At 72.7% G+C, this 25,648-nt stretch carries 14 protein-coding genes; 9 read left to right on the forward strand and 5 right to left on the reverse strand.

Going from position 1 to position 25,648, the window contains the following annotated elements:
• The first annotated feature begins 158 nt into the window (after nt 1-158).
• From VGB24_RS25090 to VGB24_RS25120, 7 genes are all read left to right on the forward strand, one after another.
• Nucleotides 159-1,535, forward strand: a complete 1,377-nt coding sequence (locus VGB24_RS25090) for an APC family permease (protein WP_331075679.1) — start codon at nt 159-161, stop codon at nt 1,533-1,535.
• Nucleotides 1,532-2,026, forward strand: coding sequence for a PH domain-containing protein (locus VGB24_RS25095; RefSeq protein ID WP_331075680.1), 495 nt, complete (start codon nt 1,532-1,534; stop codon nt 2,024-2,026). Before VGB24_RS25090 ends, VGB24_RS25095 begins: the two co-directional genes overlap by 4 nt.
• Nucleotides 2,016-3,650 carry a PH domain-containing protein gene (locus VGB24_RS25100; RefSeq protein WP_331075681.1) on the forward strand — a complete coding sequence of 545 codons (1,635 nt, stop codon included), beginning with the start codon at nt 2,016-2,018 and terminating at the stop codon, nt 3,648-3,650. Before VGB24_RS25095 ends, VGB24_RS25100 begins: the two co-directional genes overlap by 11 nt.
• 336 nt (nt 3,651-3,986) lie before the next feature.
• Entirely contained in the window at nt 3,987-5,246 is a 1,260-nt protein-coding gene (locus tag VGB24_RS25105; RefSeq protein ID WP_331075682.1) for a winged helix-turn-helix domain-containing protein, read from the forward strand.
• A 124-nt stretch (nt 5,247-5,370) separates the two neighbouring features.
• The gene (locus tag VGB24_RS25110) at nt 5,371-6,900 is read left to right on the forward strand and encodes a serine/threonine-protein kinase (RefSeq protein ID WP_331075683.1); all 1,530 of its coding nucleotides are present in this window, start codon (nt 5,371-5,373) and stop codon (nt 6,898-6,900) included.
• 39 nt (nt 6,901-6,939) lie between these two features.
• Nucleotides 6,940-7,329, forward strand: a complete 390-nt coding sequence (locus VGB24_RS25115) for a DUF4259 domain-containing protein (protein ID WP_331075684.1) — start codon at nt 6,940-6,942, stop codon at nt 7,327-7,329.
• A gap of 755 nt (nt 7,330-8,084) precedes the next feature.
• Complete coding sequence (locus tag VGB24_RS25120; RefSeq protein WP_331075685.1) at nt 8,085-10,181, forward strand: M20/M25/M40 family metallo-hydrolase; 2,097 nt, start codon at nt 8,085-8,087, stop codon at nt 10,179-10,181.
• Nucleotides 10,182-10,291: 110 nt separating this feature from the next.
• Here VGB24_RS25120 and VGB24_RS25125 read toward each other — a convergent pair whose 3' ends face one another.
• Nucleotides 10,292-11,011, reverse strand: coding sequence for a glycerophosphodiester phosphodiesterase (locus tag VGB24_RS25125; RefSeq protein ID WP_331075686.1), 720 nt, complete (start codon nt 11,009-11,011; stop codon nt 10,292-10,294).
• Between the two features lie 304 nt (nt 11,012-11,315).
• Here VGB24_RS25125 and VGB24_RS25130 point away from each other — a divergent pair, with 304 nt between their 5' ends.
• Nucleotides 11,316-11,537: a hypothetical protein gene (locus VGB24_RS25130; protein WP_331075687.1), complete on the forward strand. Its 222-nt coding sequence runs from the start codon at nt 11,316-11,318 to the stop codon at nt 11,535-11,537.
• Between the two features lie 52 nt (nt 11,538-11,589).
• Here VGB24_RS25130 and VGB24_RS25135 read toward each other — a convergent pair whose 3' ends face one another.
• The gene (locus tag VGB24_RS25135) at nt 11,590-12,909 is read right to left on the reverse strand and encodes a hypothetical protein (protein ID WP_331075688.1); all 1,320 of its coding nucleotides are present in this window, start codon (nt 12,907-12,909) and stop codon (nt 11,590-11,592) included.
• A gap of 487 nt (nt 12,910-13,396) precedes the next feature.
• On the opposite strand from VGB24_RS25135, the gene VGB24_RS25140 reads away from it, so the two are divergent.
• The gene (locus tag VGB24_RS25140) at nt 13,397-14,716 is read left to right on the forward strand and encodes an APC family permease (protein WP_331075689.1); all 1,320 of its coding nucleotides are present in this window, start codon (nt 13,397-13,399) and stop codon (nt 14,714-14,716) included.
• A gap of 684 nt (nt 14,717-15,400) precedes the next feature.
• Here VGB24_RS25140 and VGB24_RS25145 read toward each other — a convergent pair.
• The 3 genes from VGB24_RS25145 to VGB24_RS25155 form a co-directional block, all read right to left on the reverse strand.
• Nucleotides 15,401-20,398 (reverse strand): translocation/assembly module TamB, encoded by a 4,998-nt coding sequence (locus VGB24_RS25145; RefSeq protein WP_331075690.1) that lies wholly within the window; start codon nt 20,396-20,398, stop codon nt 15,401-15,403.
• Nucleotides 20,395-22,617 (reverse strand): BamA/OMP85 family outer membrane protein, encoded by a 2,223-nt coding sequence (locus VGB24_RS25150; protein WP_331075691.1) that lies wholly within the window; start codon nt 22,615-22,617, stop codon nt 20,395-20,397. The genes VGB24_RS25145 and VGB24_RS25150 overlap by 4 nt, the downstream gene beginning before the upstream one ends.
• 200 nt (nt 22,618-22,817) lie before the next feature.
• Nucleotides 22,818-25,505, reverse strand: coding sequence for a PBP1A family penicillin-binding protein (locus tag VGB24_RS25155; protein WP_331075692.1), 2,688 nt, complete (start codon nt 25,503-25,505; stop codon nt 22,818-22,820).
• Between the last annotated feature and the right edge of the window lie 143 nt (nt 25,506-25,648).

Genomic DNA, 25,648 nt, shown 5'->3' on the forward strand with positions numbered 1-25,648 from the left:
GTGGCGGGTCGTGTTCGCCCCATCCCGCGGGCAAATCGGGGCCGCGAACGCGTGCGAAGATGAGGCTGGCGCTGGGGTATCGGGCGCGGCTACTATCGGGAGACTTCCCCATCCCGCCGACGCGATCGGGCCTCGCGTCATCATCACTCCAGAACCTTGTGACCCCCATCACCGCACCTTCCGCCGACGGTACGAACGCCCTGAGCCCAGCCGGCCAGAAGCGCGGCCTGCTGCGCGTTCTGGGGGTGACGTTCGGCCTGGCGGTGACCATCGGGAACACCATCGGCGCGGGAATCCTGCGCGCGCCGGGCGAGATCGCCGCGCAACTGCCCTCCACGGGGCTGTACCTGGCCGTGTGGGTGGCGGGCGGACTGTACGCGCTGCTGGGCGCGGTGACGCTGGCGGAGCTGGGCGCCATGCTGCCGCGCTCCGGCGGCATGTACGTCTTCGCGCGGCACGCGCTGGGCCGCTACGCCGGCTTCCTGGTGGGGTGGAACGACTGGGCGGCCACCTGCGGCAGCGCCGCGGCCGTCGCGGTGGTCATCGGCGAGTACGCCGGGGCGCTGCTGCCGGCCCTGCAGGGGCGCGCGGTGCCCGTGGCGATGGGGGTGACGGTGGCGTTCGCCGCGCTGCAATGGCGGGGCGTGAGGATGGCGGGCGCGGCGCAGACGGTGACGAGCGCGGCCAAGGCGCTGGTGCTGCTGGCCATCGTGGGCGCCTGCTTCCTGCTCCCCGCCACCCGTCCCCTCGCCGCCGCGGCACCGGCCGCCGTCCCCGCCGGGGGCGCGCTCCTCGTGGCGGTGATCGTGGCCATGCAGTCCGTGATCTACACGTACGATGGCTGGACGGGTGTCATCTACTTTTCCGGCGAGGTGCGCGATCCCGGGCGCGACATCCCGCGCGCCATGATCGGCGGCGTGCTTTCCATCACCGCCCTCTACCTGCTGCTGAACCTGGCGTACCTGTACGTGGTGCCCCTGCGCGCGCTGGCCGGCGAGCCGCTGGCGGCGGGCGCGGCGGCCCGGGCGGTGCTGGGCCCGGGGGGCGACACGGCCATTCGCGTGGTGCTGATCGTGGCACTGCTCAGCACCGTCAACGCACTGGTGCTGATGGCCCCGCGGGTGCTGTACGCCATGAGCGCCGACGGCCTGGTGCCCGGGGGCGCATCCACGGTCAACGAGGGCGGCACGCCGACGGGCGCGCTCGTCGCCAGCACCGCCGTTTCGCTGGCGTTCATCGCCACGGGAACCTTTTCCGCCATCATCGCCGTACTGTCGTTCTTCTTCGTGGCCAACTACGTCCTGGCCTTCGCCAGCGTGTTCGTCCTTCGCCGGCGAGAGCCCGGCATGCCGCGGCCGTATCGCGCCTGGCGCCATCCGTGGACCACCGGGCTGGCGATGCTCGGCTCGCTGGCCTTCCTGGCGGGGATGGCCGCGGGCGATCCGCGCACCAGCCTGTACGCGCTGGGGCTGCTGGCCGCCAGCTATCCCGCGTACCGCGCCCTGACCGCCCTGATCCCCGGACCCGACCGATGACCGTTCTGGACGAAGCCCCCGCCCCCGTGGCGGACGCGCCCGCGCAGCTGCTGCACCCCCGCGTGGTCGCCCTGTGGCGCATCGGCGCGCTGCTGTGGTGGGCGTTCCTCACCGCCGCCGCGGTCGTGGCGACGTTCATTTTCGAACAGTCGCCGTGGCTGGCCCTGCCGGTCGCCCTCGCCGGCGTGGTGTGGGTGATCGCCGTGCCCCCCTTCCAGTACCGCCACTTCCGGTACCGCATGAGCGCCGTGGACCTGCGCATCATGCACGGGTGGCTGTGGCGAAGCGTGAGCGTGGTGATGCACTCGCGCATCCAGCACGTCGACACGCACCAGGGGCCGGTGGAGCGCATGCTGGGGCTGGCGACGGTCGTGGCGTACACGGCGGGAAGCGTGGGCGCCCGGGTTTCCATCCCGGGCTTGGCCGCCTCCGAGGCGGACGTGCTGCGGGAGCGCCTCGCGGCCGTCAGCGGGACGGACGATGGCGTCTGACACCGCCGCGCTGGCCGGGGCGGACGCACGGCGGCTTCACCCGCTGACGTTCGGGTTTGCCTCGTTCAAGATCGCCCGCAACATGCTCTGGCCCGCCCTGGCCGGCGGGTTCAGCATCGGCGGGCAGTTCGGCGGGTTCGTCCCGGTGTTCGTGGGCGTGCTGGCCGTCCCGGCGCTGATCGGCGCGGCGCTCACCTACGTGCGCTACCGCTGGCTGCTGACGGGTGACGAGCTGCTGCTGCGCTCGGGCGTGCTGAACCGGCAGGACCGGGCGATCCCGCTGGCCCGCGTGCAGAACGTGGAGGTGCGCCAGAGCCTGGTGCAGCGCGTCTTCGGCGTGGCGGAGCTGCGGGTGGAGACGGCCGGTGCGGGCGCGGAGGCCGAGGCCGTGCTCTCCGTCCTTTCGCTGGCCGACGCGCAGTCCGTACGCGCCGAGCTGCTCGCGCGCCGCCGTGGTGTGCGCCCGGCCCCATCGGCCGAAGCGGACGGAATCCCCGCTGTGATAGACGAGGAGATGGCGGAGGCGCCGCCCCTGGCCCGTCTCTCCACCCGGGACGTGCTGGCCGCGGGCGCCACGGCCAACGAGGCGGGCGTGAACGCGGCCGCCATGGCGGGTCTTCTGCAGTTCGCCGACGACCTGCCGTCGCCGTTCCTGGACGACGCGGTAGACCGCATCATCCTGGAGGTGGGCGGCGGATTCGGGGTCATCGCCGCCCTCGTGCTGGCGGCGATGCTGGTGTTCGGCTGGCTGATCTCCATCGTGGGCGCCGTCGTCCGCTATCACGGGTTCACCCTGTGGCGGGTGGGTGACGAGCTGCGCAAGCGCTACGGCCTGCTGACGGTGCACGAAGCCAGCATTCCGCTGAAGCGCGTGCAGGCGGTACGCGTGGAGGAGTCCATCGTGCGGCGCGCCTTCGGCCTGGCCTCGCTGATGATCGAGACGGCGGGCGGCGCGCCCGGGCAGCGGGGCGGGGCGGAGGCGTTCGTCCCCATCGCCCCGCGCGACGCGGTGGGGCCGCTGGTGGGCGGAATCTTCGGCGGGATGGACCTGGACGGGGTGCGGTTTCAGCCCGTGCACCCGCGGGCGCAGCGGAGGATCGTTCTGCGCTACCTGCGGACCCTGCTGGTCCTGTGGGTGCCGTTCTGGGCCGCGCGGTGGCTGCAGGTGGAGCCCATGGGTTCGCTGGCGCCCTGGATCGCCCTCTTGCTGCCGCTGCCGTGGATCGCCGCGCGCCTGCAGTACCGCAGCCGGGGATGGGCGCTGGCGGCGGGGTACGCGGTGGCGCGCAGCGGCGTGCTCCGGCGGGTGACGTGGATCGTGCCGGACGCCAAGCTGCAGACGCTCCACCTGTCCGCGTCGCCTTTTCAGCGGCGGCTGGGGCTCTCGACGCTGGTGCTGGACACCGCGGCGGGTGGGCGCGCCGCGGCCGTGATCGACCTCGGCGAGGAAACCGCGCGGGCGCTGCTGGAAACGCTCTCGGAGCGGATGGCGGCCCGGCCGGTCCGCGCGCCGACGCCCCCGCCGAACGAACCGCCCGCACTCGTGCAAGAAGCAGGGACGCACGCAGGCGTCTTGGTAGAGGAAGGTCTGGATGCCTCGGCACCCACGCGGACGGGCGAGTGAGTCAGGCGGAGAGGAGCGGCCCCGACGTTTCCTGCCGAGGTTGGGGTGCGCTCCGAGGGAGGCCGGCGCATGCCGCGGCCGCCCTCTCCCCCGGCCCCTCTCCCGCAAGCGGGAGAGGGGAGAATTCGATCGCGCTCCGATAGGGGCCGGCGCATCGGGCATTCGCGGCGCGAGGGACGGCTTGCAGCCTCCGGTTGATTGTGAGGCTCTCCGCTGTTGTTGCGGGGAATTCACCCGCTCTTGGGCACCCAACTTTGCCTGTTCGGCACCATCAATCGCTAGCGCGGGGACCGTCTTCTACATCACCTCAAATCCGAACGTGACCCGCCACTGCGCGTGACCGATATCCGCCTCTCCCAATCCGCCGCGCGGGCGCTGATGCTGGCCGCGCAGGGGCTGGACCGGCGTCCGCGGCGCCGCGCCACCAAGGCCGGCGTCCTCGACGCCATCCGCCGCATGGGCGCGCTGCAGATCGACACCATCAGCGTCGTGGCGCGCAGCCCGTACCTCGTATTGTGGTCGCGCCTGGGTGACTATCGCCCCGAGTGGCTGGATTTACTGCTCGCCGAGGGAAAGCTCTTCGAATACTGGGCGCACGAGGCCTGCTTCCTCCCCATCGAAGACTATCCCCTGTTCCGCCACCGCATGCTCGATCCTTCGTGGGCAGGGTGGCGAGGGTCGCACGCGCTGATGGAGCGGCACCCGGAGAGCGCCGCGCGGCTCCTGGCACTGGTGCGGGAGCGCGGGCCGGTGCGGTCCAGCGACTTCGAGCGGCTGGAGAAAGGCGGCACCTGGTGGGACTGGAAGCCCGAGAAGCGGATGCTGGAAAGCCTCTTCACCGCGGGCGAGCTGATGATCCGCCGGCGCGACCGGTTCCAGCGCATCTACGACCTTCGCGAGCGCGTGCTGCCGGCGTGGAGCGACGACCAGCTGCCCCCGGCCGACGCCGTCGATCGCGCGCTCGCGCTCAGGGCGGTCCGCGCGATGGGCATCGCGAAGGCCAGGTGGGTGGCCGATTATTATCGAACGAGCAAGACGGCGACGAAGCTGCTCCCGGCGCGCCTGGCCCGATCTGGAGAGCTTCACGAGGTGGCGGTGGAGGGATGGAAGGAGCCCGGCTACGTGCACCCCGACCACCTGCCGGCCGCGCGCGCCGCGGAGGAGGGGCGCCTGAAGCCCACGCTCACCACCCTGCTCTCGCCGTTCGATCCGCTGGTGTGGGACCGGGCGCGCGCCAGCGAACTGTTCGGCTTCGACTACCGATTGGAGTGCTACACGCCGGCTCCCCGGCGCGTCTACGGCTACTACGTGCTCCCCATCCTGCGGCGCGGCCGGCTGATCGGGCGGCTGGACGCCAAGGCGCACCGGAAGGAGGGGATCTTTGCGGTGCGGGCACTGTACCTGGAACCGGGCGTGCGCCTGACCGGCCGCGCCACCGCCGACGTGGCGAACGCCATCCAGGAATGCGCCGCGTGGCACGGAACGCCGAACGTGTCCATCACCCGTTCGGACCCGCCACAAGCCGGACGTATGATCAGCGCGCTGCTTTCGGCCGGGACCATCAGCACAGTGCCGGACGGCATCGAATCGGAGTAGATTGGTCGTGCTGCCGCAATCGGCCCTGTGGCTCAACGCCGAAACCGATCCGCTGCACCTCTCGTAAGTCATTCTCACGCACGCAATTCGCAGGGCGTCGGCGGGCACCTTCACCACCGGGCGGATGTACGGAATCGCGGGGCTGCTGACCGGCCGCACGCTGTGCGGGCGCTATCGCATCGAGGCGGTCGTGGGGCGCGGCGGCATGGGAGCCGTGTACCGGGCCCTCGACGAGCGCCTGGGCCGCGCCGTGGCCGTAAAGGTGATCGGGATCGTGGCGCACGAGCCGGCGGAGCACGCGCGCCTGCAGGCCCGCTTCCTTCGCGAGGCGCGCGCCGCCGCCGCGCTTCACCACCCCAACGTGGTGGCCATCCACGACTTCGGCGCCGACGAGGAGCTGGGGCTGGACTTCCTGGTGATGGAGCTGCTTCACGGCGAAGACCTGGCCATGCGCCTGGCGCGCAGCGGCCCGCCGCCTACGCACGTGTCGCTTTCCATCCTGCGCCAGGCCGCCCGCGGGCTCGCCGCCGGCCACCGCGCCGGCATGGTGCACCGCGACGTAAAGCCCGGCAACCTCTTCCTCCTGGCGGGCGACCACCCCGACGACCTGCACGTTCGCGTGCTGGACTTTGGCATTGCGCAGGTGGCGGGAGACGAGGGCGCGACGGCGGCGCAGCTGACCGAGTACGGACGCGCGCCGTTCTCCCCCGCGTACGCCTCGCCGGAGCAGATGCGCGGCGAAGACCGCATCACCCCCGCGTCGGACGTGTTCAGCCTGGGGGCGGTGGGCTACCACCTGCTCACCGGCCTGCGCCCGTTTACCGCCACGGATGCGGGTCGGATGGCGATGGAGGCGGCCGAGTCCGTGCGCATGCTGCCGGAGCGCGCGCCGCACCTGCCGCGGCCGCTGGTGGAGACGCTGCAGCGGGCCATGGCGCCGAACCCGGCGCAGCGCTTTCGCGACGCGACCGAGTTCGCCGAAGCCCTCTCCACTGGCGCGCCGCCACTGTCATCGGACGCCCCGGCGCACCCGGCCACCACCCCACCCGCCGTGCGGCCGCCACGGGCGTCCTTCGCAGCCGCCGTCTCCGTGGAACCGTCGCCCGACGACGAGACCCGGATGCAGACGCCGCCACCCGTACAGGGGCACGCGTCCATTCCCGCGCCGGCGATGTACGCGCCGCCGGCGCCGCCGCACGCGTATCCATCCGCCGCGCCACCCGCCGCGTACGCACCGGCTGCCTCGCCGCCAGCCGCGTACCCGCCGCCCCGCCCGGGGGTGATGCGCCGGTTCGCGCGGGGGCTGTGGCAGTTCATCATCACCTGCACGGCGCTGGCGCTGTTCGTGGGCGCGTGGGCCCTGGCGAGCATGGGCGTGGAAGCGGAGGACACGCGCTTCGTCTACGCGGGTGCCGCGGCTGCCATCCTGTTCACGCCGCTGGCGGTCCACCGGCTGAGCGGGCGGCGGGGACGCCTGGGGGTGGGCGTCGCGGCCTGCATGCTCGCGACCGGCGGGGCGGTCTACTACGTGGGGATGGACAGCGACCCGGCGATCACCCTGGCAGCCGTCTTCGGCGTGCAGGTGGTCGCGAGCTTCGTCACCTCGCGCCTCACCCGCCGGCGCCGGCCGGACGCGTACTACCCGGGAGCCTGACCGGTCCCGGTCCACACGAATCACCACGGGGAGACACGGATGGGAGCGTGGGGCGCGGGGAGCTTCGACAACGACGACGCGGTGGACTGGCTGGCCGACCTGGAGCACGCACGCGACCTGACGCCGATCGACGCCGCGTTGGCCGCCGTTACGGGCGAAGGCGAGCCCGGGGAGTCGGATGCGTCGGTGGCCATCGCCGCCGCGGAGGTGGTCGCCGCGATCGACGGCCGCCCGCTGGCGGACCTTCCGGGCGAGATCGTCGACTGGCTGGCGTCCGCCTGCCCACGGCCGGATCCCGCGCTCACCGAGCGCTCCCGCGCCGCCGTGCAGCGCATCCGCTCCTCGTCCGGGCTGAAGGTGCTGTGGGGAGAAGGCGAGCCCGCCGAGTGGTACGGGCACATCGAAGACCTGCTCCGGCGGCTCGGGTAGACGGAAAGGGGAGGCGGGGAAGCGGGCATCGGTGCACGCCGCGGCGCCCCCCATCCCCAGCCCTTCCCCCGCAAACTGCGCGGGGGAAGGGAGCCAGCCCGGCGCGTCGCCGTAACCCATTGCAGCGCCATGCGTTGTCATCCTGGGGCCCAGGCGCGGCAGCGGGTACCGGAGCAGAGGCCGCAACGTCGGGGCGCTTCGAACTGGGCCGGCGCATGCCGCGGCTGCCCTCTCCCCCGGCCCCTCTCCCGCAAGCGGGAGAGGGGAGAATTCGCTCGCGCTTCGGACGGCTCGCGCGCACACCACGCCGCTAGCAGTCCGCGAAGGCGGACTTTGGGTCGTCGTTTGCCGCGACTTCAGTCGCCCCAGCAGGGCCGAGGCCTCGGCTGTCGTGCCCGCTGCCGCGCCCGCGCGTTATCCTCCAATGCGTGATGTTGAAGCCCCGAACGGGACGCGCCAGCGGCCCGTGTCGGGGCTTACCGCTTTTCCAGCCGCGGGTTCACGCGCCCGTGGTGGGATGCGCACCGCGGCTGTCGGTGCGCTTCGATCAATGTGTGGCGGATCCCTCGGTCGCTGCCATCGACAACGCACGTGCAGGTTTTGCGTGGCCGCTCCGTCGGCATGACAGGTGCGCTCCGGCAGGTCTCGGCAGGTAATGGCGAGCGCCCCGAGCGCGGCGCACCGCTTTCCGATCCCCTCCGCCGCGAATACCTTCCGCTCGTCCCCTCGGCAGACTCCCCGCACCCCGGCGCACCGTGTTCCGACGCATCGCCCCGCTCGCCGCCGTGCTGATCCCGGCGGCGCTCGCCGCCCAGCAGCCCATGCCCGGCTACTCGCCGCCGTCCGCCGAGCGTGAGCGCGCCGCCGAGGCCGCAGCCGTGCGCGCCCCCACGCCCGAGCGCGCCCATGCCCACGCGCGCGTGCTGAGCGCCGAGCCGCACGTGGCGGGCACCCCGGCGCAGGCCCGCTCGCGCGACTACGTGATCCAGCAGATGCGCGCGATGGGGCTGCAGACGGAGGTGCGCGAGTACCGCGTCTGGCTGCCGCACGCCACCGCCGTCCGCGCCTGGCGCGTTTCGCCCGATCCCATGGAGCTGGAGCTGGCGGAGCCGGCCGTACCGGGCGACAGCACGTCGGGAATGCCGCCGTACCCTACGGTGAACGGCTACAGCGCGGCCGGCGACGTGTCGGCCGAGGTGGTGTACGTGAACTACGGGCTGATCGAGGACTACGCGCGGCTGGACTCGCTGGGGGTCAGCGTGCGCGGCAAGATCGCCATCGCGCGCTACGGCAGGAGCTACCGCGGCATCAAGGCGCGCGAAGCCGAGCGGAACGGGGCCGTGGGGCTGATCATCTACAGCGATCCGCGCGACGACGGCTACGTGGTGGACGACGTGTATCCCGAAGGCCCCATGCGTCCCGCCGACGCCGTGCAGCGTGGCAGCGTGATGAACGGCAACGGCGACCCCTCCACGCCGGGCTGGGCCAGCGTCGAGGGCGCGCGCCGCCTGCCCGCGGGCGAGATGTCCGTCCCGCGCATTCCCGTGGTTCCCATGGCGTACGGTGACGCGGCCGAGCTGCTGCGGGGCGTCCGCGGCCCCGACGTGCCGCAGGAGTGGCAGGGCGGGCTCCCGTTCCGCTATCACCTGGGCCCCGGCCCCGTCATTGCGCGCCTTCGGGTGGAGACGGACGCGGAAACGGCGGGGTTCAAGGAGATCTGGAACACCTTCGGGATCATCCGCGGATCGGAGTTCCCCGACGAGATCGTGATGATCGGCGCGCACCGCGACGCCTGGGGCCCCGGCGCGGCCGACAACGTCAGCGGCACGGTGAGCGTCCTGGAGGCGGCGCGCGCCCTGATCGAGCAGGCCGCCAGCGGCAACCGCCCGCGCCGGACGCTGATGTTCGCCACCTGGGACGCCGAGGAGTGGGGGCTGATCGGCAGCACCGAGTACGTGGAGCAGGACAGCGCGCGGCTGATGCGCGGCGCGGTGGCGTACCTGAACCAGGACGCGTCGGCGCTGGGGCCGGACTTCGGCGGCGGCGGCTCGCCCTCGCTGCGGGCCACGCTGCGCGACGTGGCGCGCGTGGTGCCGGACCCGGCCGGGCGGGGGAGCGTGTACGAGGCGTGGCGGCGGCGCTCGGCGGTGTCGGATTCCATGGAGCCGTCGATGGGCGACCCGGGGGGCGGATCGGACTTCGCCGGCTTCTACAACCACTTGGGCATTCCGCACGCGGACTGGGGCTTCGGCGGCCGATACGGCGTGTACCACTCCCAGTACGACTCGTACGAGTGGATGCGGCGCTTTGGCGACCCCGAGTGGAAGAGCCATGCGGCCGCCGCGCAGGTGGGCGCGGCGATGATGCTGCGCCTGGCCAACGCCGACGTGCTGCCGTACGACTACGCCGAGTTCGCGCGCACCATGCGCGGCTATCTGCCCATGATGGATGCGGCCATCCGCAAGCAGGGATGGGAGATGTCGACGGACCCCCTGCGCGCGTCCATCGACCGGATGCACGCGGCCGCCACGGAGTTCGCCGCCGCGCGCGACGCGGCGCTCGCCGGACGGGCGCCGGGACGCGCCACGCTGCAGCGCACCAACGCGGCGCTGATGGGCGTGGAGCGTGCGCTCACCCGGCCGGAGGGGCTTCGCACGCGGCCCTGGTTCCGGGCACTGATCTACGCCGCGGACGAGAACAACGGATACTCGAACGTGGTGTTCCCGTCCGTGTCCGAAGCCGTCCGCGCGAGCGACCGCGCGCTCACCGAACGCGAAGTGGCCGATCTGGCCTCGCGGTTCGATGCCGCGACGGCTGCGCTCGTGGAAGCCCGACGCGCGCTCACGAACTGAGTAACTGCAGTTTCACGCAGAGGTCGCAGAGAGAACAGAGAGGACGCAGAGGGGCTTGCATGGCCCTCTGCGTCCTCTCCCTTTTCTCTGCGCCCTCTGCGTGATGCTTTTTAGTTGCTCTTCCGGTGCTCCTCTGCCAGGACCGCGACGCCCAGCTCCGGGCGATTCGTAATTACCGCATCCACCCCCGCGCGCACCAGCTCGCGGATCCGTTCGGGATCGTCCACCGTCCACACCACCACTCCGAGCCCGGCCTCCCGCAACTCCCCGAGCAGCGCCGGCGTGGCGATGGAGTGATGCGGGCAGACGCCGTGCACGCCGAGATCCTGGACCCTCCGCCGAACCACGTCGTCCCAGCGCTCCGTGAGGAAGTAGCGGAGGGCGTGCGGCGCCACCCGCCCAAGCTCCGCGATCACCTCGGGGACGAAGGAGGAGAACACGGTCCGCCCCATCACGCCCGCGGCCTCCATCGCCGCCACGGACGCCGCCTCCGCCCCCGGCGACTTGATTTCGACGTTCACCCACGCCCCGCTCTCCGCCGCCCAGGCCGCCGCCTCCTCCAGCCGCGGCACCGGCTCGCCGCCCGCGCGCGCCTCGGCGATGGCCGGCCACGACAGCGCCGCGACGACGCCCGTGCGGCCGGTGGTGCGGTCCAGCGACAGGTCGTGGATGACCACGGGGGCTCCGTCCGCCGCCGGCTGAACGTCGAGCTCCACGCCGTCCGCCCCCTGCGCCATCGCCAGGCGAAAGCCGCGCATGGTGTTCTCCGGCACCTGGAAGGGGGCGCCGCGGTGCCCGAGCACCAGCGGGCGATTGGGATGCAGGGGCATCGAGGGACGGGTGAGAGGTGATCCGGCTGCGTTCATCCCAAACCTACACGCGTGGACGAGCCGAAATCAAAGGGTGGACAAAGCGGCCACCGCGTGAGACATGTGCACACGGAGAAGCCCTTTACTCCCGCTCACCTATCGCCATCCCCACGTTCCCGCACCCGAGCCGCCATCGCGCATCACCTGGCTTACATCCGGCCGCCGTACGGTAAAGTGTACGAAGTAAACGAGATTCGATACCTTGGGAGGCGGGCGGGCGGCGCGCCCACCCTGACACACCACCTCTCCCAAGGAGATGCAGCCCATGATTCGCACCCCGAAGGCATTCCTGATTGCCGCGGCCCTGCTGGTGGCCGTCGCCGCGTGCAGCCGCACGGACGGCGTAACCGCGCCGGAGCGTGCGCGCCTGGACGTGCAGGCCGCCCCGGCCGACTCGACGACGACGCAGAGCAGCCCGACTTCGCCAACGGAGCCGACGCCGCCCGATACCACCGGCTACGGCGGGTCGCTGGGCTCGGGCACCTGAGCCACGCGCGCGGCGGGCGGAGGGCGCGAGCGCTCCGCCCGTTCGTGCGCCCTCACGGCAGCGGCACCTCGAGCAGCGCCTCCACCAGGTCGTCGTGAAGCTGGTCGGCGCTGGTCGGCTCGGCGCCGGGCTCCGGCTCCACCGGCGGCGGGATGGGCGGCAGGGCGGCGCCTCGCCGGCGGCGCGCCTTGAGGTTGCGGGCGCGGTTCAGCAGGTCTTCCGCCGCCAGCCGCTCCTGCGCCTCGTGCCGGCGCGTGGCGACGCGCAGGGCCAGGCTGGCCGACATCTCCATGCGCGTTCCCTCGCGCAGCGAGTAGGCCCCGTGCGCCAGGCTGATCATGGCCTCGGCCACGCGCTCGGTGTCGGCGCGGTTCTCGACGATGCGCCACACCTCCTTCCACGCCGCCTCGTACCCCTCGGCGTCGCCCAGCCCCGCGGCGCTGCGGGCGATGTTGGCCAGCACCACCATCCGCTCCGGCGGGCGGGGCACGTGCCGCAGCACCGCCCGGAACATCTCCAGCGCGCGCCCGTAGTGCCGCTGCAGCATCCAGAACCAGGCGACGTCGTGCGCCAGGGCGGGGAGGCGCGGGTGCCGCCGGCCGTAGCTGCGGAAAGCCGCGCGGGCGTACATCTCGGCCTGGTCGCGGTCGCCGCCGTTGGCCGCGATGCAGAACAGGTCGTGCAGGGCAAAGGGGCGCACCGACCACACGCCGTAGCGGCGGGCGGCCCGCAGGGCGCGCAGCAGCCGGGCCCGGGCGGAGGGCGCGTCGCCGCGCTGCATGTGAAGGTTGGCCAGCCCCAGGTGGGCCAGGCCGTAGTACTTCCAGTCGCGGTTGCGCCGGGCCAGCGCCAGCGCCCGGCGGAACCACGTTTCGGCGCGGCGGTAGTCGGCGCCCCGGCGGGCCACCATCCCCACCAGGTACGCGGGCCCCGCCAGCTCCGGCGCGGCAAGCGCCGACCGCTGCGCGAACGCTAGCGCCGTCCGCGGCCATCCCTGGTCGCTGGCCCACCGCGACAGCGACTCGCACGCCTCCGACAGCTCCGCCGGGCGCGGCGCCCCGGGGGCGTCCAGCACGCGGGCCATCAGGTCCAGCATGGTGCGCACCGACGACTCGGGGTCCGTTTCCTCGGCGATGCGCTCCAGCCGCAGCTCGATGGCGTTGGGGTTGAACAGGTCGCGCCGCACCTCGGCGGGGGTTCCCGCCCACAGGTCCACGTCGCGAAGGCACTGCCAGAGCAGCACCCCCAGCTCGCTGTGAACCTCGTCCAGGACCAGGAAGCCCTCGAACGGCTCGTCCATCATCAGCAGCCCCGGCGGGATCACCCAGGGCCGCGAGTTGCGGTGGGAGCGTTTCGATCTGCGTTTCTTCATCAGGCTCTCCGGCGGGGCTGGGAGGTCTCACGGCACGGCTGAAAATACACGTTAATGGCCCGCCCGCCCGCGTGCCAGTGGACGGAGTGAACAACTCCGAGCGCTGGCGCGGAAGGCGCGAGTCCCGGCGCCCTCCCGCGGACGGATCGGCGGAAAAGCTTGCGAGGGGCCGAGCATTCCCTGGTACACCTGAACCAAGTAAACAGCGTCTTTGGCGCAAGTGACGCACCGTTGCCGACGCGGACCGCACGGCAGCGGTGATTTTCGCAGGAAATGAGGCGCAGGGATCGTGGCCCGAGGGGCGCGGTGCCGTAGAGAATCGACTCACGCAGAGCAGCAGAGCAGCAGAGGGCGCTCGACAACTCCCCTGCTTCTCTGCTGCTCCGCGTGCCATTTTCTTCTTCTCTCTCTTGCGCCCACTCCCCGGGCGCGCCAAGGTTCCGGCTTCCGCGCCGCACGGAAGCGTCTTTCACCAGACCCATCATCCATGCACGACGAAACCACCACCCGCTCGGACTCGAGCCTCGTTCGCGCGCTGGGGGTCTGGGGCCTGGCGGCCAGCATCGTGAACGTCACCATCGGCGGCGGCATCTTTCGCCTGCCCGCCAGCGCGGCGTCGCAGCTGGGCGGCGCCGCGCCCCTGGCGTACGTGGTGTGCGCCGTGGCGATGGGGCTGATCGTGCTGTGCTTCGCCCAGGCGGGGAGCCGGGTGGCGCTCACGGGCGGGCCGTACGCCTACGTCGAGGTGGCGTTCGGTCCCCTGCCGGGCTTTCTGGCGGGGGTGCTGCTCTGGGTGGTCGGCACCTTCGCCCTGGCGGCGGTTTCCACCATCTTCGCCGATTCGCTGGGCGCGCTGATCCCCGCGCTGGCGGGCGGCGCGGCGCGGGTGGTCGTGCTGCTGGTGATCTTTGCCGCGCTGGCGGCGGTGAACGTCCGCGGCGTCAAGCAGGGCACCACGCTCAACTCGGTCGCGACGGTCGCCAAGCTCCTGCCCCTGGTGCTGCTGCTCGTCGTCGGCGCCTTCGCCATTCGCGCGCCCAACCTGGCGTGGGAGGGCGCGCCCGCGGCCGGCGACCTGGCCCGCAGCTCCATCGTGCTGATCTTCGCCTTTGCCGGCATCGAGAGTGCGCTGGTGCCCAGCGGCGAGGTGAAGAACGTGGCGCGCACCATTCCGCGCGCCATCGGGCTGGCGATGGTCACCATCACCGCCATGTACATCGGTCTTCACCTGGTGGCGCAGGGGGTGCTGGGCGCCGCGCTGGCGACGTCGGGCACCCCGCTGGCCGACGCGGCGGCGGTGGCGCTGGGGCCCTGGGGGCGCACGCTGATCCTGGTGGGCGCCGTGGTGTCGATGTTCGGCTACGTGAGCGGGATGACGCTGGCCGTGCCGCGCGCCCTCTTCGCGTTGGGCCGCGACGGGTTCCTTCCCCGCCAGCTGGCGGCGGTGCACCCGCGCTTCCACACGCCCCACGTGGCCATTCTGGTGCAGAGCGTAATCGTGCTGGCGCTGGCCATCTCGGGCAGGTTCGAGCAGCTGGCCATTCTCGCCAACCTCTCGACCCTGCTGCTGTACGCGGCCTGTGCGCTGGCGGCATGGGAGCTCAGGCGCCGCAACGTGCAGGCGGGCGGCATCCCCTTCCGGGTGCCCGCCGCGGGGGTGGTGCCCTTCCTGGCGCTGGCGGTCATCGCGTGGCTGCTGACTTCTATCAAGCGTGACGAGTGGATGGTCGTGGGCGGGGTGATCCTCGTCGCGGTGGTGATCTTCTATGTGACGGCCGGCACGCGCAGGGCTCGAACGACGGGGTGATCGCGCCCCGCACCGGCCGAAGCGCACCTGTCATCCCGAGGAGCGGCCACGCCGGCATTCCCGAAGCCGCACGATGTCATCCCGATGGAGCGCCCAAGCGGCACCGGTCCGTGCCCCGGACGATGCAGCGACTGAGGGATCTGCCACACACTTCGCGAGGCGCCCCGCAACTGCGGACCCATCGGCACCCTGGCTCCCCCTCGTTCGGCCGTCGGCTGCCCGCGCCTGCCCTCGCGACTGCCACCGCCTTGGTGCCGACCCCTGCACCGGCGACTGAAGTCGCTGCAACAACGACCCGAAGTCCGCCTGCGCGGACTGGCTGGCCTCGTTGTGGGGGAGGTCAGTGTGGCGCGTCCCGGCTTCGCGTGGAGGGCCCCGCGTACGGGACGGGCCGGTGCAACGGTGGCGGGTGTGTGGCGGATCCCTCAGTCGCTGCGGGCTGCGGTGCGCGGGAGGGTTCGCCGGGGCCGCTCCATCGGGATGACATCGTGGGGTGACGGCGGGTGAGGTGCGCGTGCAGGTGAAGCCCCGAGCGGGACGCGACAGCGGCCCGAGTCGGGGCTTTCCGCTGTTCCAGCCGCGGGTTCACCCGCCCCTGGAACCTCGGACTGGCCTACTCCCCGCGGCAAAACAGGGCGCCGCGGCATCTCTGCCGGGGCGCCCTGCTGATCATCCATCCTCCGCCTACGGAGGGCCCGTGCCCGGAGGCCGCGGGGGCGGCTCGCCCGTGGGAGTGGAGAGCTCGCCCGGGCGCGGCACGTCCGGCGGCGGGGTGTCCACCTCGGCCGAGTCGGCGGCGGTGTCCGGCGGCCGGCCGTACTCCCACCGGCGGCGCCCCTCCAGCGTGATCTGGCGGCTGCGGCGGTCCAGGTTCAGCAGCAGCGGATCGCGCCGCACCGGCTCCCACGCGCCGCGGATCGTCCAACTGCGCGTGGCCTGGTACTCCCCCGAAATCCCCAGCTTGGGCGCGTTCAGCAGGTCCACCAGCTCGAACACCGCAAAGAAGTCCTCGAAGAGCTCCTTGCCCGCCTCTACCGACGCATACGCGAAGATGTCGCTGCCGATGTTGCCGAAACTCGCCCCGAAGCCCACGCCGGTGGGCCGCGACCGCAGGCGGAAGTAGTCGAAGATCCCGAGCTCGGTGAACACCTGTTCGATCTCCGACGTCAGCAGGCCGCCCAGCACCTGCTCCAGGATGATCCCCTGGGTGAACTGCTGCGGGATGGCGGCCAGGTCGGCGCTGCGGCGTCCGAAGAGCAGCAGCGTCAGCAGCTCCGACTCCGGGAGCGGCGGGCGCGTGTTGCTGGTCAGGTCGATGGTGGGCGACTGCAGCGTGCCGCCCAGGTGCACCAGCACGGCGATGTCGGCACTGCCGGGCTCGCCCCCGCGCACCTCGTGGCTGGCGGTGATGTCCAGCCGCGGGTTCAGCTCGGGGGTGCCGGAAAACTGCACCGTTCCCTCCACGATCTCGAACTCGCGCTCGATGGGCCCGATCTGCAGCGTGTACGTGCCCCGCCGCGTCTGCAGGTCGCCGTAGATGCGCGGCAGGTCGGCGGCCGCGTACACCTGCAGGTCGCCGGTGATCTGGATGCGCGTCTGCGGGTTCTGCAGCCACACCGACTCGCCGATCACCACCTCCACGTTGTTCGGCACCAGGGCGCCCATCATCCCCGCCGCGCTGGCCACCATCGACGCCACGGTGTCGGCCCCCAGCTCCCCGACGTCCACGTCGACGATGTCGGCCTCGGCCTGCTCGCCGAACTCGGGGATGTAGATGGTGCCGTCCTCGATCTCCACCCGCCCCGTCAGCTCGGCCCCGGGATAGCGGCCCGCGATGCGCAGGCTGGCGTTGGCCTGCAGCTGGGCCACGTCCTCGTTGTCGATCACCTGGAAGTTGTTGGTGACCACCGCCAGGTCCACGAAGGGCGAGGTGGGGTCGTCCAGCCGGATGACGCCGGAGATCCGCCCGATGCCCGCGCTTCCCGTGTGCGCGACGGCGCTGTCGACCGTGATGGTTTCGCCGGCCATGCGGATGGCCGCGCCCATCCGCTCCCAGCGCACCCCCAGCGGCACGATGGTCACCGCGGCGTTGGCCAGCGTGGCCTGGCCGCTCAGCTCCACGTCGTTCAGCGTGCCGCCCACCGTGACGCGCGCGTTCGCCTGCCCCTGGCCCTCCTTCAGCATGGTGGGCACCGCGGCCGCCACCAGCTGCATGGGCAGCGAGTCGGCGGTGATCGTGGCCGCCAAGGGGTCGTCGCGAAGCAGCTCGAAGCCGGGGACCAGCCCGCCCAGCGTGAGCGTCATGGGCACCGTGGCGTCGGCGTCCAGGATGGTGCGCCCGGCGAGGCGGACGGTGGCGTCCAGCCGCATGGACCGCCCCGCGTACTCGCCGGTGACGGCCAGCGTGTCGGTCCGCAGCCCGCCGTAGGTGAGCCCCTCGACCATGGCGTCCAGCAGCAGGCGCGGGTTCTCCACCGGGCCCACGATGGAGGCGTTCAGCGCCAGGGTGCCGGCCACCTCGGGAAGGGTGGGGACGATCTGCCGCAGCTCGGCCATGTCGATGCCGGCGCCACGCACCACCAGGTTGGCCTGCCCCGAGGTGGGAAGCACCCCGTTGGCCTCGATGAACCCGGTCGCGGCGCCGGTGCGCTCCAGCCGCAGGTTCTCCACCAGGTAGCCGCCGTTCACCAGCGCCAGCCGCGCCTGAGGGACCGCAAGCGACCACTGCACGTCGCGCAGGCGCAGGTTCATGTCGCGCAGCACCACGCCGGTGACCGACAGCCCGTCCAGCTCCAGCGTCCCCGAGGCGTGAAGGTCCGTCTGCGCGTCGCGGCGCAGGTCCACCCCGAACGAGGCCGCGTCGGGCGACAGGTTGGCCTGCAGCTCGATGGACTGGTAGGTGCTGGCCCCCACTCCCAGCCCCTGCGCGTTCAGCGCCACGTTCCCCGTCCACACGGTGGCGCCGCGGGCCAGCCGCACCTCGGCCGCCAGCTGGCTGGCGGTGTACGTATTCCACCTCAGGCCGCTGCCGCGCGCGTTGGCGGCCACCTCGGGATACTTCAGGGTGCCGGCCACGAAGCCCGTGGCCTGCAGCGACCCGGCGATGGCGGGCTCGAAGCGCCCCGGCGGCGGCAGGATGGCGGCGAGCACGCCCAGGTTCGGCGCGTCCACGGTGAACCGCAGGACCTCGCGCGTGGGCGAGGTCAATCCCAGCTGCCCCGACGCGTCCACCCGCGCGCCGCGCACGGCGAGGGAGAGCGTCTGCACCGTCAGGACGCCGTCGGCGGCGGCGATGCGGGCCACGCCGCGCTCCAGCGGCAGGCCGCCCACGGTGGAGCCCGGCTCGGCGTCGAAGGCGATGCGCCCGGCGAAGGTCTCGGGGGTGAGTCCCCGCCCGTCCACGTCCAGCGTTCCCGTCAGCCGCGTCGCGGGGAGCATGGCCATCCCGGGGAGCCCGCTGACGTCCAGGTTCCGCACCCGGCCGGTGACCGCGTAGACGGGCACGTCGCCCGGGGCGTAGGTGCCTCGCACGGTCAGCTGCCCCTGCGCGCCCGTCAGGTCCACGTCGAACCGGTAGGGCGCCCGCCCGCCTCCGGAGACCGCGATGGGGCCGGAGACGGGGCCCGGAAGCAGCCCGGGGCGTCCCATCAGCACGCCGATGCGGAAGTTGTCCACCCGCCCGGCCACGTCGAACTGGGGCGAGCCGGTGCCCCCCGGCCGGCGCATGGTGCCGGCCAGGGTGAAGCTCCCCGCCGCCTGCCGCATGTCCACCGCGAAGCGCAGGTCCTCCGTGGTCCCCCGCGCCGAGAAGGTGCCGGAGAGCGGCCCCTCCAGGGGCGTGGCCGAGGCCAGCACGGCGCCCGCGCGGAACGCCTCCAGCCGGCCCTCCACGTCGAACCGCATCGGCTGCCCCAGCGTCAGCGAGCCGGCCATCTCGATGCCGCCCGCGTCGCCCTGCAGGTTCACGTCGAAGCGAACGTCGTCGCCGCTGCCGGAAACGGCGATGGGGCCGGCCAGCGTGGCGCGGCGGAAGGGAAGGGCGGGGAACAATTCCGTCAGCGTGGCCAAGGCCAGCGGCTGGGCCCGGGCGCGCAGCTCGTAGCTCATCACCTCGCCCATCCGCACCCGGCCGGAAAGCCCGCCCAGCACCGTCTCCGGCGCGTCGCCCACGGCGTAGGCCAGCGTGCCGCCCTCGATCGTCAGGTTCTGCATGGAGCCCGACACCGTGGCGCCGCCCGTGATCACCCCGCGCAGCAGCGCGTTCGGCTTGTCGGAGAACGCCGCCAGGTGCTCCACGCGCAGCGGCGCCGCGTCCACCCGCAGCCCCCGGAAGCGGATGGGGTCTTCGCCGGGGACGTAGGTCACCAGCCCGTTGGCGGTGATCACCGACGGCACGGCGTCCGGCGCGTTCCGGGGCGTCACGTTGGCCGCCAGGTTGATCCGGAGCGGCCCCCCCGTTCCCGCGCCGATGGCGTCGGGGCTGTTGATCTCGCCCTGCACCACGCCCAGCAGGGGCAGCTCCTCGGCGTAGCCCAGCGCTTCCAGGTCCGCCAGCCGCAGCGGGTTGAGCGAGATGCGGGTGTCGGTGAACACCGGCTCCGCGTCCGGCCCCGTGAGCACGGTGAGCGCGCCGGACGCGCGCGAGCCCAGCACGGCCACGCGCGCGTCGGACACGCGCCACAGCGTGCGGCCGCGCTCCTGCGAGCGAGCCACCAGGGCGAACTCGGCGATGCCGCTGGCGGGGACGGGAAAGCCCATCCCCTGCAGGTCGGCGAAGGCCAGGGGGTGGGCGCGGACGTTCAGGTCGAAGGTGGGTCCTCCCTCGGCGAACCGCACCCGCCCCTCGCCGTCGAACGACGAGCGCGGGGTGCGCAGGGCGTCGATGTCGAAGCGCAGCAGCCCGTCGGGGTCGGATTCCAGCCATCCCGCGAACTGCACGATGCGGGTGTCGGGATTGCGCACGTTGGCGGTGAACGACGAGATCTCCGTCCGCCAGCCGCCGCCCCCGCCCACGCGCACCAGCGGGAGCGTGGCGTCGAGGTCCGTCAGCCAGTGGATGGTGTACGGCCGCCCGCCGATGCTCGTGCGCTCCGGCTGCTTGAGCGAGGCGAAGCGCGCGCTGGGGGCGGTGGCCGGGGCCACGTAGGGCCGCGCGATGCGGGCGCGGCCGTCGGTGATGCGCAGGCCGCGGAAGTGGAGGACGCGGGCCTTCTCCTGGTCCTGTCCGGGAACGGCCACCTCCTTGCCGCCCACCTCCACCTTCATGATGTCGGTGTAGTTCCACTCCCCGTTCGCGCGCTGCAGCAGGCGCATGTACGGCCGGTCGATGGCCACCTGGTCCACCACGATGGGCCCGTCCTGGGCCTGCATGGTGCCGGCGATCAGCCGCCCCCGGGCCACGGGCGCGGTGATGACGGTGTCGCCCGCCTGGTCCAGGAACACCACCTGGCGCAGGAGGATGCGGAGCGAGCCGTCGTCCTCCACCTCTTCCAGCTCGAACGCCTCTTCGGGAAGGCCCAGGCGCACGCGCACCTGCTCCTCGACCACCCGCGTCCGCTGCCGGCCGATGTACCACCACAGGGTGGCGGCGGTCACGGCGAAGCCGGCCAGGGTGCCCAGCAGCAGCAGGGCGACGCGGCCCAGCCGGCGGCGGCGGCGGTGGGGGCGGTGGGGGGTGGTCACAGGGCGTTCCCCAGCGACACCTGCAGCACCAGCCGGTTCAGCCAGCTGCCCTCCCGCGGCAGCCGGAACTCGCGCAGCAGCGGCATCTCGATCAGGTCGCCGCTTTCGGTGATGCCGTAGAGCGGGCCGGGCTCCGGCTGGTACGGGTTGTACGCCACGTCCAGGCGGAACGGCCCCACCGGCGTGGCGAAGCGCCCGCCCACGCCGGGGGTGATGCGGATGCCCGGCCGCGAAATCAGCGTGTCGCGCGTGTCCCACACCTGCCCGGCGTCGAGGAAGGCGGCGCCGCGCACGTTGAAGCCGGTGAAGATGGGGATGGGAAAGCTGACCTCGGTGGTGGCCAGCACGGTGCGCGTGCCCCCGGTGGACGAGCGGACGGTGTCGACCACGAAGCCCTGGTCGCCCCGGCGCTGGGGGCGCGCCACGTAGACCGTGGGCCCCAGCTCGTTGAAGCGGAAGCCGCGCACCCCCGTGGGGCCGCCGCCGTAGAACCGCTGCTCGGGGGGGATGTACCCCGTTTCGTCGTTCAGCAGGCCGGTGAAGAAGGTGCCGCCCATCAGGCGCAGCGAAAGCACCACGTCTTCGCGAAGCTCGCGGTGGATGATGCCGTCGGCCATCAGCCGCAGGTACTCGTCCTCGGAGCCCAGCAGGGGCGAGGCGAAGTCCACCGTGGTGCGGAACTGGTGCCCGCCCGAGGCGAACGGGTCCAGCCGCACGCGGTTCTGCGTCAGCCCCAGCTGCACCGAGTTGCTCCAGCGGCTTCGCTGCACCGCCTGGATGTCTTCGCGCTCGCAGACCTCGAAGGCGATGCAGAAGAAGTAGTCGCTGGCCTGGGTGCGCCCGCGCTGCACGTCCAGCGTCAGCGAGGCCAGGGTCTGCGGAAGAACCTGCCGCACCACGCCCACTTCCGCGCCCTTGGCGCTGCGGACGTACAGGTCCAGCTCCGACACCTGCTCGGCGAACAGCCCCGCCACCAGGCTGGTCTGCGTGGCCAGCAGCCGGGGCTGAACGAAGTTGGCGGCCAGCCGGTAGTTCAGCGCGTCGGCGATCAGCGAGTCGGTGTCGGTGGTGCGCTTGTCGGGGTTGAAGGCCGGGCACAGCGAGCGCTCCAGGCCGTTCACCGGGTCGGCCACGCCCACCTTGGCGATCAGCCCGTTCACCTCCAGCCGCCGCGCGCCGCCCAGGAAGTTGCGGTCCAGGTTGCGCCCCTGCGCCCGCAGGCAGTCCAGGGTGCCGTAGCCCAGGGCGATGTCGGCGGCGTAGCGCGGCGCCTCGATCACGCGCACCAGCACGGTGCTGCCGATGCTGTCGGCGTCCAGCTCCAGGCTGTCGGGCGTCACCTGCAGCCGCTCGGGGGCCACCTCCACCGCGGCGAAGCTCACCAGCTCCAGGTCGAACAGGCTCCGCTGGCTGCGCGCCAGGTCCGTCCCGCGCAGGCGCGCGCCCCGGCGGATGGCAAGCTGCTGCCGCACGGTGCCGGGGTCCAGCCGGTACAGCCCGACGATGTGGATGCTGTCCACCGTCACCACCGGCCCCGGCGCGGCGGCCAGCTCCACCCGGGCCACGTCGGCGATGGTGTCGATCTCGTAGTTGCGCAGCACCTGGGCGTACGCGTAGCCGCGGTTCAGCAGCCAGTTGCGGACGGTGTCGACCGAGGCCAGGAAGTCGTTGCGGCGGAAGGGCTCGCCCTCCTTCAGCGGAAGGCGGGTGCCCAGCGCATTGGCGCCGTCGACGTGGTCGATGCCGGTGACGGCCAGCCCGGTGAGGGTCACCAGGTCGCCCGCCTCCACGCGAAAGGTGACGTTCACCCCGTCTTCCGGCGCCTCGTCGACCACGGGCACCACGCGGGTGCCGTAGTAGCCGAAGTCTCGGTGCACCAGCTGGATGCGCGCCACGTCGCGGCTCAGGACGGCCAGGTCCAGGTGGTAGTCGTCCTTGCCGAAGCTGCCGATGCAGAAGGGAAGGATGCCCAGCGCGCTGCACCGCGACACGCGTGTGGTGATCACGCTGCGCAGCGAATCCTCGGGCACCACCAGCTCGCCCTCGAACGTCACCGAACGCACGTCCTCGCCCTCGTACTGCGCGAACTGCGGCAGCGGCCCCGTCGCCGCCCGGTTGGCGGCGCACGCGGCGGCCCCGAGCAGCGCGCACAGGACGGCGGCCGTCCGCAACCAGGCGTGCGGACGGCGCAAAAGCGCGAACGGCGGGAAAACGGACATCAAGTGTCGGATGGACGGTGCACACGCGCCGGCGCGCCGCGTGCCTGGAAGCGTGCGCCGCGGCCCTGACCAGCTTTTTCGGAACTTTCTCGCCCGCGCCTGAATCTACGCGCGTGGGACGGAGGGGCAACGCGGTGGCCGCGCCCCCGCCGCGACGCCCCTGGACGGACGGGCACCGCAAGCGAAGGAAGCGGAAGCATTCACCGTGCCACGTCCCGCCGCGGGGAAGGCGCTGCCCCGCCGGTGGAATCCCCGGGCGGAACGGCGGCTGGAGGCGCAGGCGGCTCCTCCGCCGCGGGGTCCGGGATGAACAGCGTGTCCCTGGGCGCGGACGGGGCGATGTCCTCGATGCGGATCGTGTCGCGCGGCTCGTCCTCCGGCACGGGAAGCGTTTCGGGAACGGGCGCGGCGGGCGCCTCCGCCGATTCGGGGCGGGGTGTGTCCTCCCGGGTGGGCGGCCGCGTGCCCGCGTCTCGATCCACCTCGTCCTCGGCGCCGACGGCGCGGCGGGCGCGGGCACGGACGTCGTCCCACGCCTCGCGCGCCCACTCGCCCGCGGAGGTGCGCACGGACTCGCCCACGCGCTCCCACCATCCCGCGTCCTCGCGCCGCCGCCCGCGCGGGCAGATGCCGGCGGGCACGTGCCTGCGCAGGAAGAACTCCTCGTACGTGGCGCCCCGCGCCCGGCACCCGGGGGCGATCACCCGGTCGCCCGACACGGCCACGGTGCGCCGCACCACGCCCCCCGGAGCCTTCCACGGCTCCGGCGTTCCGCGCTGCGCCACGCGCACGATGCGCCCCCACACCGGCGCGGCCAGCGTGCCGCCCGATCCCTGGCGGATGATGGTGCGCGGCCGGTCGAACCCGAACCACACGGCGGCGACGAGGTCGGGGGTGTAGCCCACGAACCAGGCGTCCGTCGCGTCGTTCGTGGTCCCCGTCTTTCCCGCGGCGGGGATGCCGGCGCCCAGCGCGGCGCGGGCGGCGCTCCCCGTTCCCCGGTCGATGGCGCCGCGCAGCATGGTGGTGACCACGAAGGCTACGCCGCGGTCCATCACCCGCCGCCGCTTGACCCGCGCCCGCCAGACCACCTTGCCGTCGCGGTCTTCCACGCGGGTGACGAAACGCGGCTCCACGCGATCTCCCAGCGTGGCGAAGGGCGTGTAGGCGCGCACGAGCTCCATCGGCCGGACCGCCGTGGCGCCGATGGCGACGGAGGGAAGCGGCGGGATGTCGCGGGTGATGCCCGCGCGCCGGGCCACCTGCTCCACGTCGTCCAGCCCCGCCTGCTCCGCCAGCTTGACGGCGATGGTGTTGATGGATTGACGCAGCGAGGTGCGGACGGTCACCATGCCCCGGTAGCGGCCGTCGAAGTTGCGCGGCGTCCACACCTCGCCCCCCGGCAGTTCGCGGCGCACGGTATCGTCCACCACCCGGTCCGTCGGGGTGACGCCCTCGGCGACGGCGGCGGCGTAGACGAACGGCTTGAACGCCGATCCCGGCTGCCGCAGCCCCTGCGTCATCCGGTCGAACGCCGACTCGTCGTACGAGCGCCCGCCCACCAGGGCCAGCACGTCGCCCGTCCGGGCGCTCATCACCATCGCGGCGCCCTGCAGGTACGGCGTCTCGGTAGAATCGCGGTACGCCGCCCGGCGCGGGCCGGTGAACCGCCCGAAGCGCCCGTTCTCGATCGCCCGCACCTGCGCCTCCACGTTCTGCTCCGCCGCGCGCTGGATGCGGGGATCCAGCGTGGTGTGAATGCGCAGGCCGCCCGCGTACAGCGCCGGGCCCAGCTCGGCCTCCAGCATCCGCCGCGCGTGCTCCACGAAGTAAGGAAAGCGCGTGCGGGGCCGGGCCTCGGGGCGCAGCCGCGCCAGCCGCACCTCGGCGTCCTTGGAGGCGCGCGCCTGGCCGGCGGTAATGCGGCCCTGCGCGGCCATCAGCGACAGCACCAGGTTCCGGCGCTGGACGGAGCGCGCCATGTTGCGCCGCGGGCTGTAGTGCGTGGGCGCCTTGGGCAGCCCCGCCAGCAGCGCCGCCTCCGACATCTTGAGCTGCGACGCGTGCTTGCCGAAGTAGATGCGGGCGGCGGACTCGATGCCGTACACGCCCTCGCCGAAGTAGATGTTGTTGAGGTACGTCTGGAGGATCTGCGCCTTGCTGTAGCGCTGCTCGATCTCGCGCGCGACGCGGATTTCCAGGACCTTGCGCTTTACGCTGCGGTCGGCGGCGGGAAGGCGGTCGGGAAACACGTTCCGCGCCACCTGCATGCTGATGGTGCTGGCGCCCTGGCTTCGCCCGCCGGGGATCAGGTTCTTGACGGACTGCGCGATGAACCGCGGCCAGTGCACGCCGCGGTGCTCGTAGAAGTTCTGGTCCTCCACGGCGACGAACGCCTGGGCCACGTAGGGCGGAAGGTCGTCCAGCGCCACCACCGCCCAGCGCGTGGGGGCTAGCTCGGCCAGCAGCTGGCCGCGCGCGTCGTACACCCGCGCGGCGCCGTCGGGCTGCAGCGCGGCCAGCTTGCCTACGTCGGGGCAGCCGCGGAAGCCGCAGCGCTGCCAGGTGAAGCCGGGAAGGAAGGCGACCAGGGCGATCAGGCCCAGGATCCACCGCCGGTGCACGGGATGCCGCAGCCCGCGTCCGCCGGCGCGGAAGCCGGCCTTGATGACCGCCCATCCGCCGAACAGCCCCGCCTGAAAGAACAGCGCGTCCCGCTCCAACTGCTCGCCCAGCCAACCCGCCGCCGCGGACGGCACCCGGGTGGGATTCGTGACCAGCAGCCGCACGCCGTTCGCCGTCCGCGCCAGCTTTTCGCGGACCCGGGGGAAGTACCCCTTGTGGTAGACGTTCTCGGGTTCGGGCGCGCCGCCGGCAGGATCGGGCATTCGCTTGGAGAGATGAGATCCGGGGGATGCTCAGGCCGTGGATCGCCGGCCTGCTCCGTCAGGGAGTATACCACGGGCGCCGGGGCCGGGCGAACCTCCGCGATCGATGGGACCTTGGAGTGGAGTCGATGAGTCCGCCACCG

It is taken from the genome of Longimicrobium sp. (assembly GCF_036399935.1).
GTDB lineage: Bacteria > Gemmatimonadota > Gemmatimonadetes > Longimicrobiales > Longimicrobiaceae > Longimicrobium.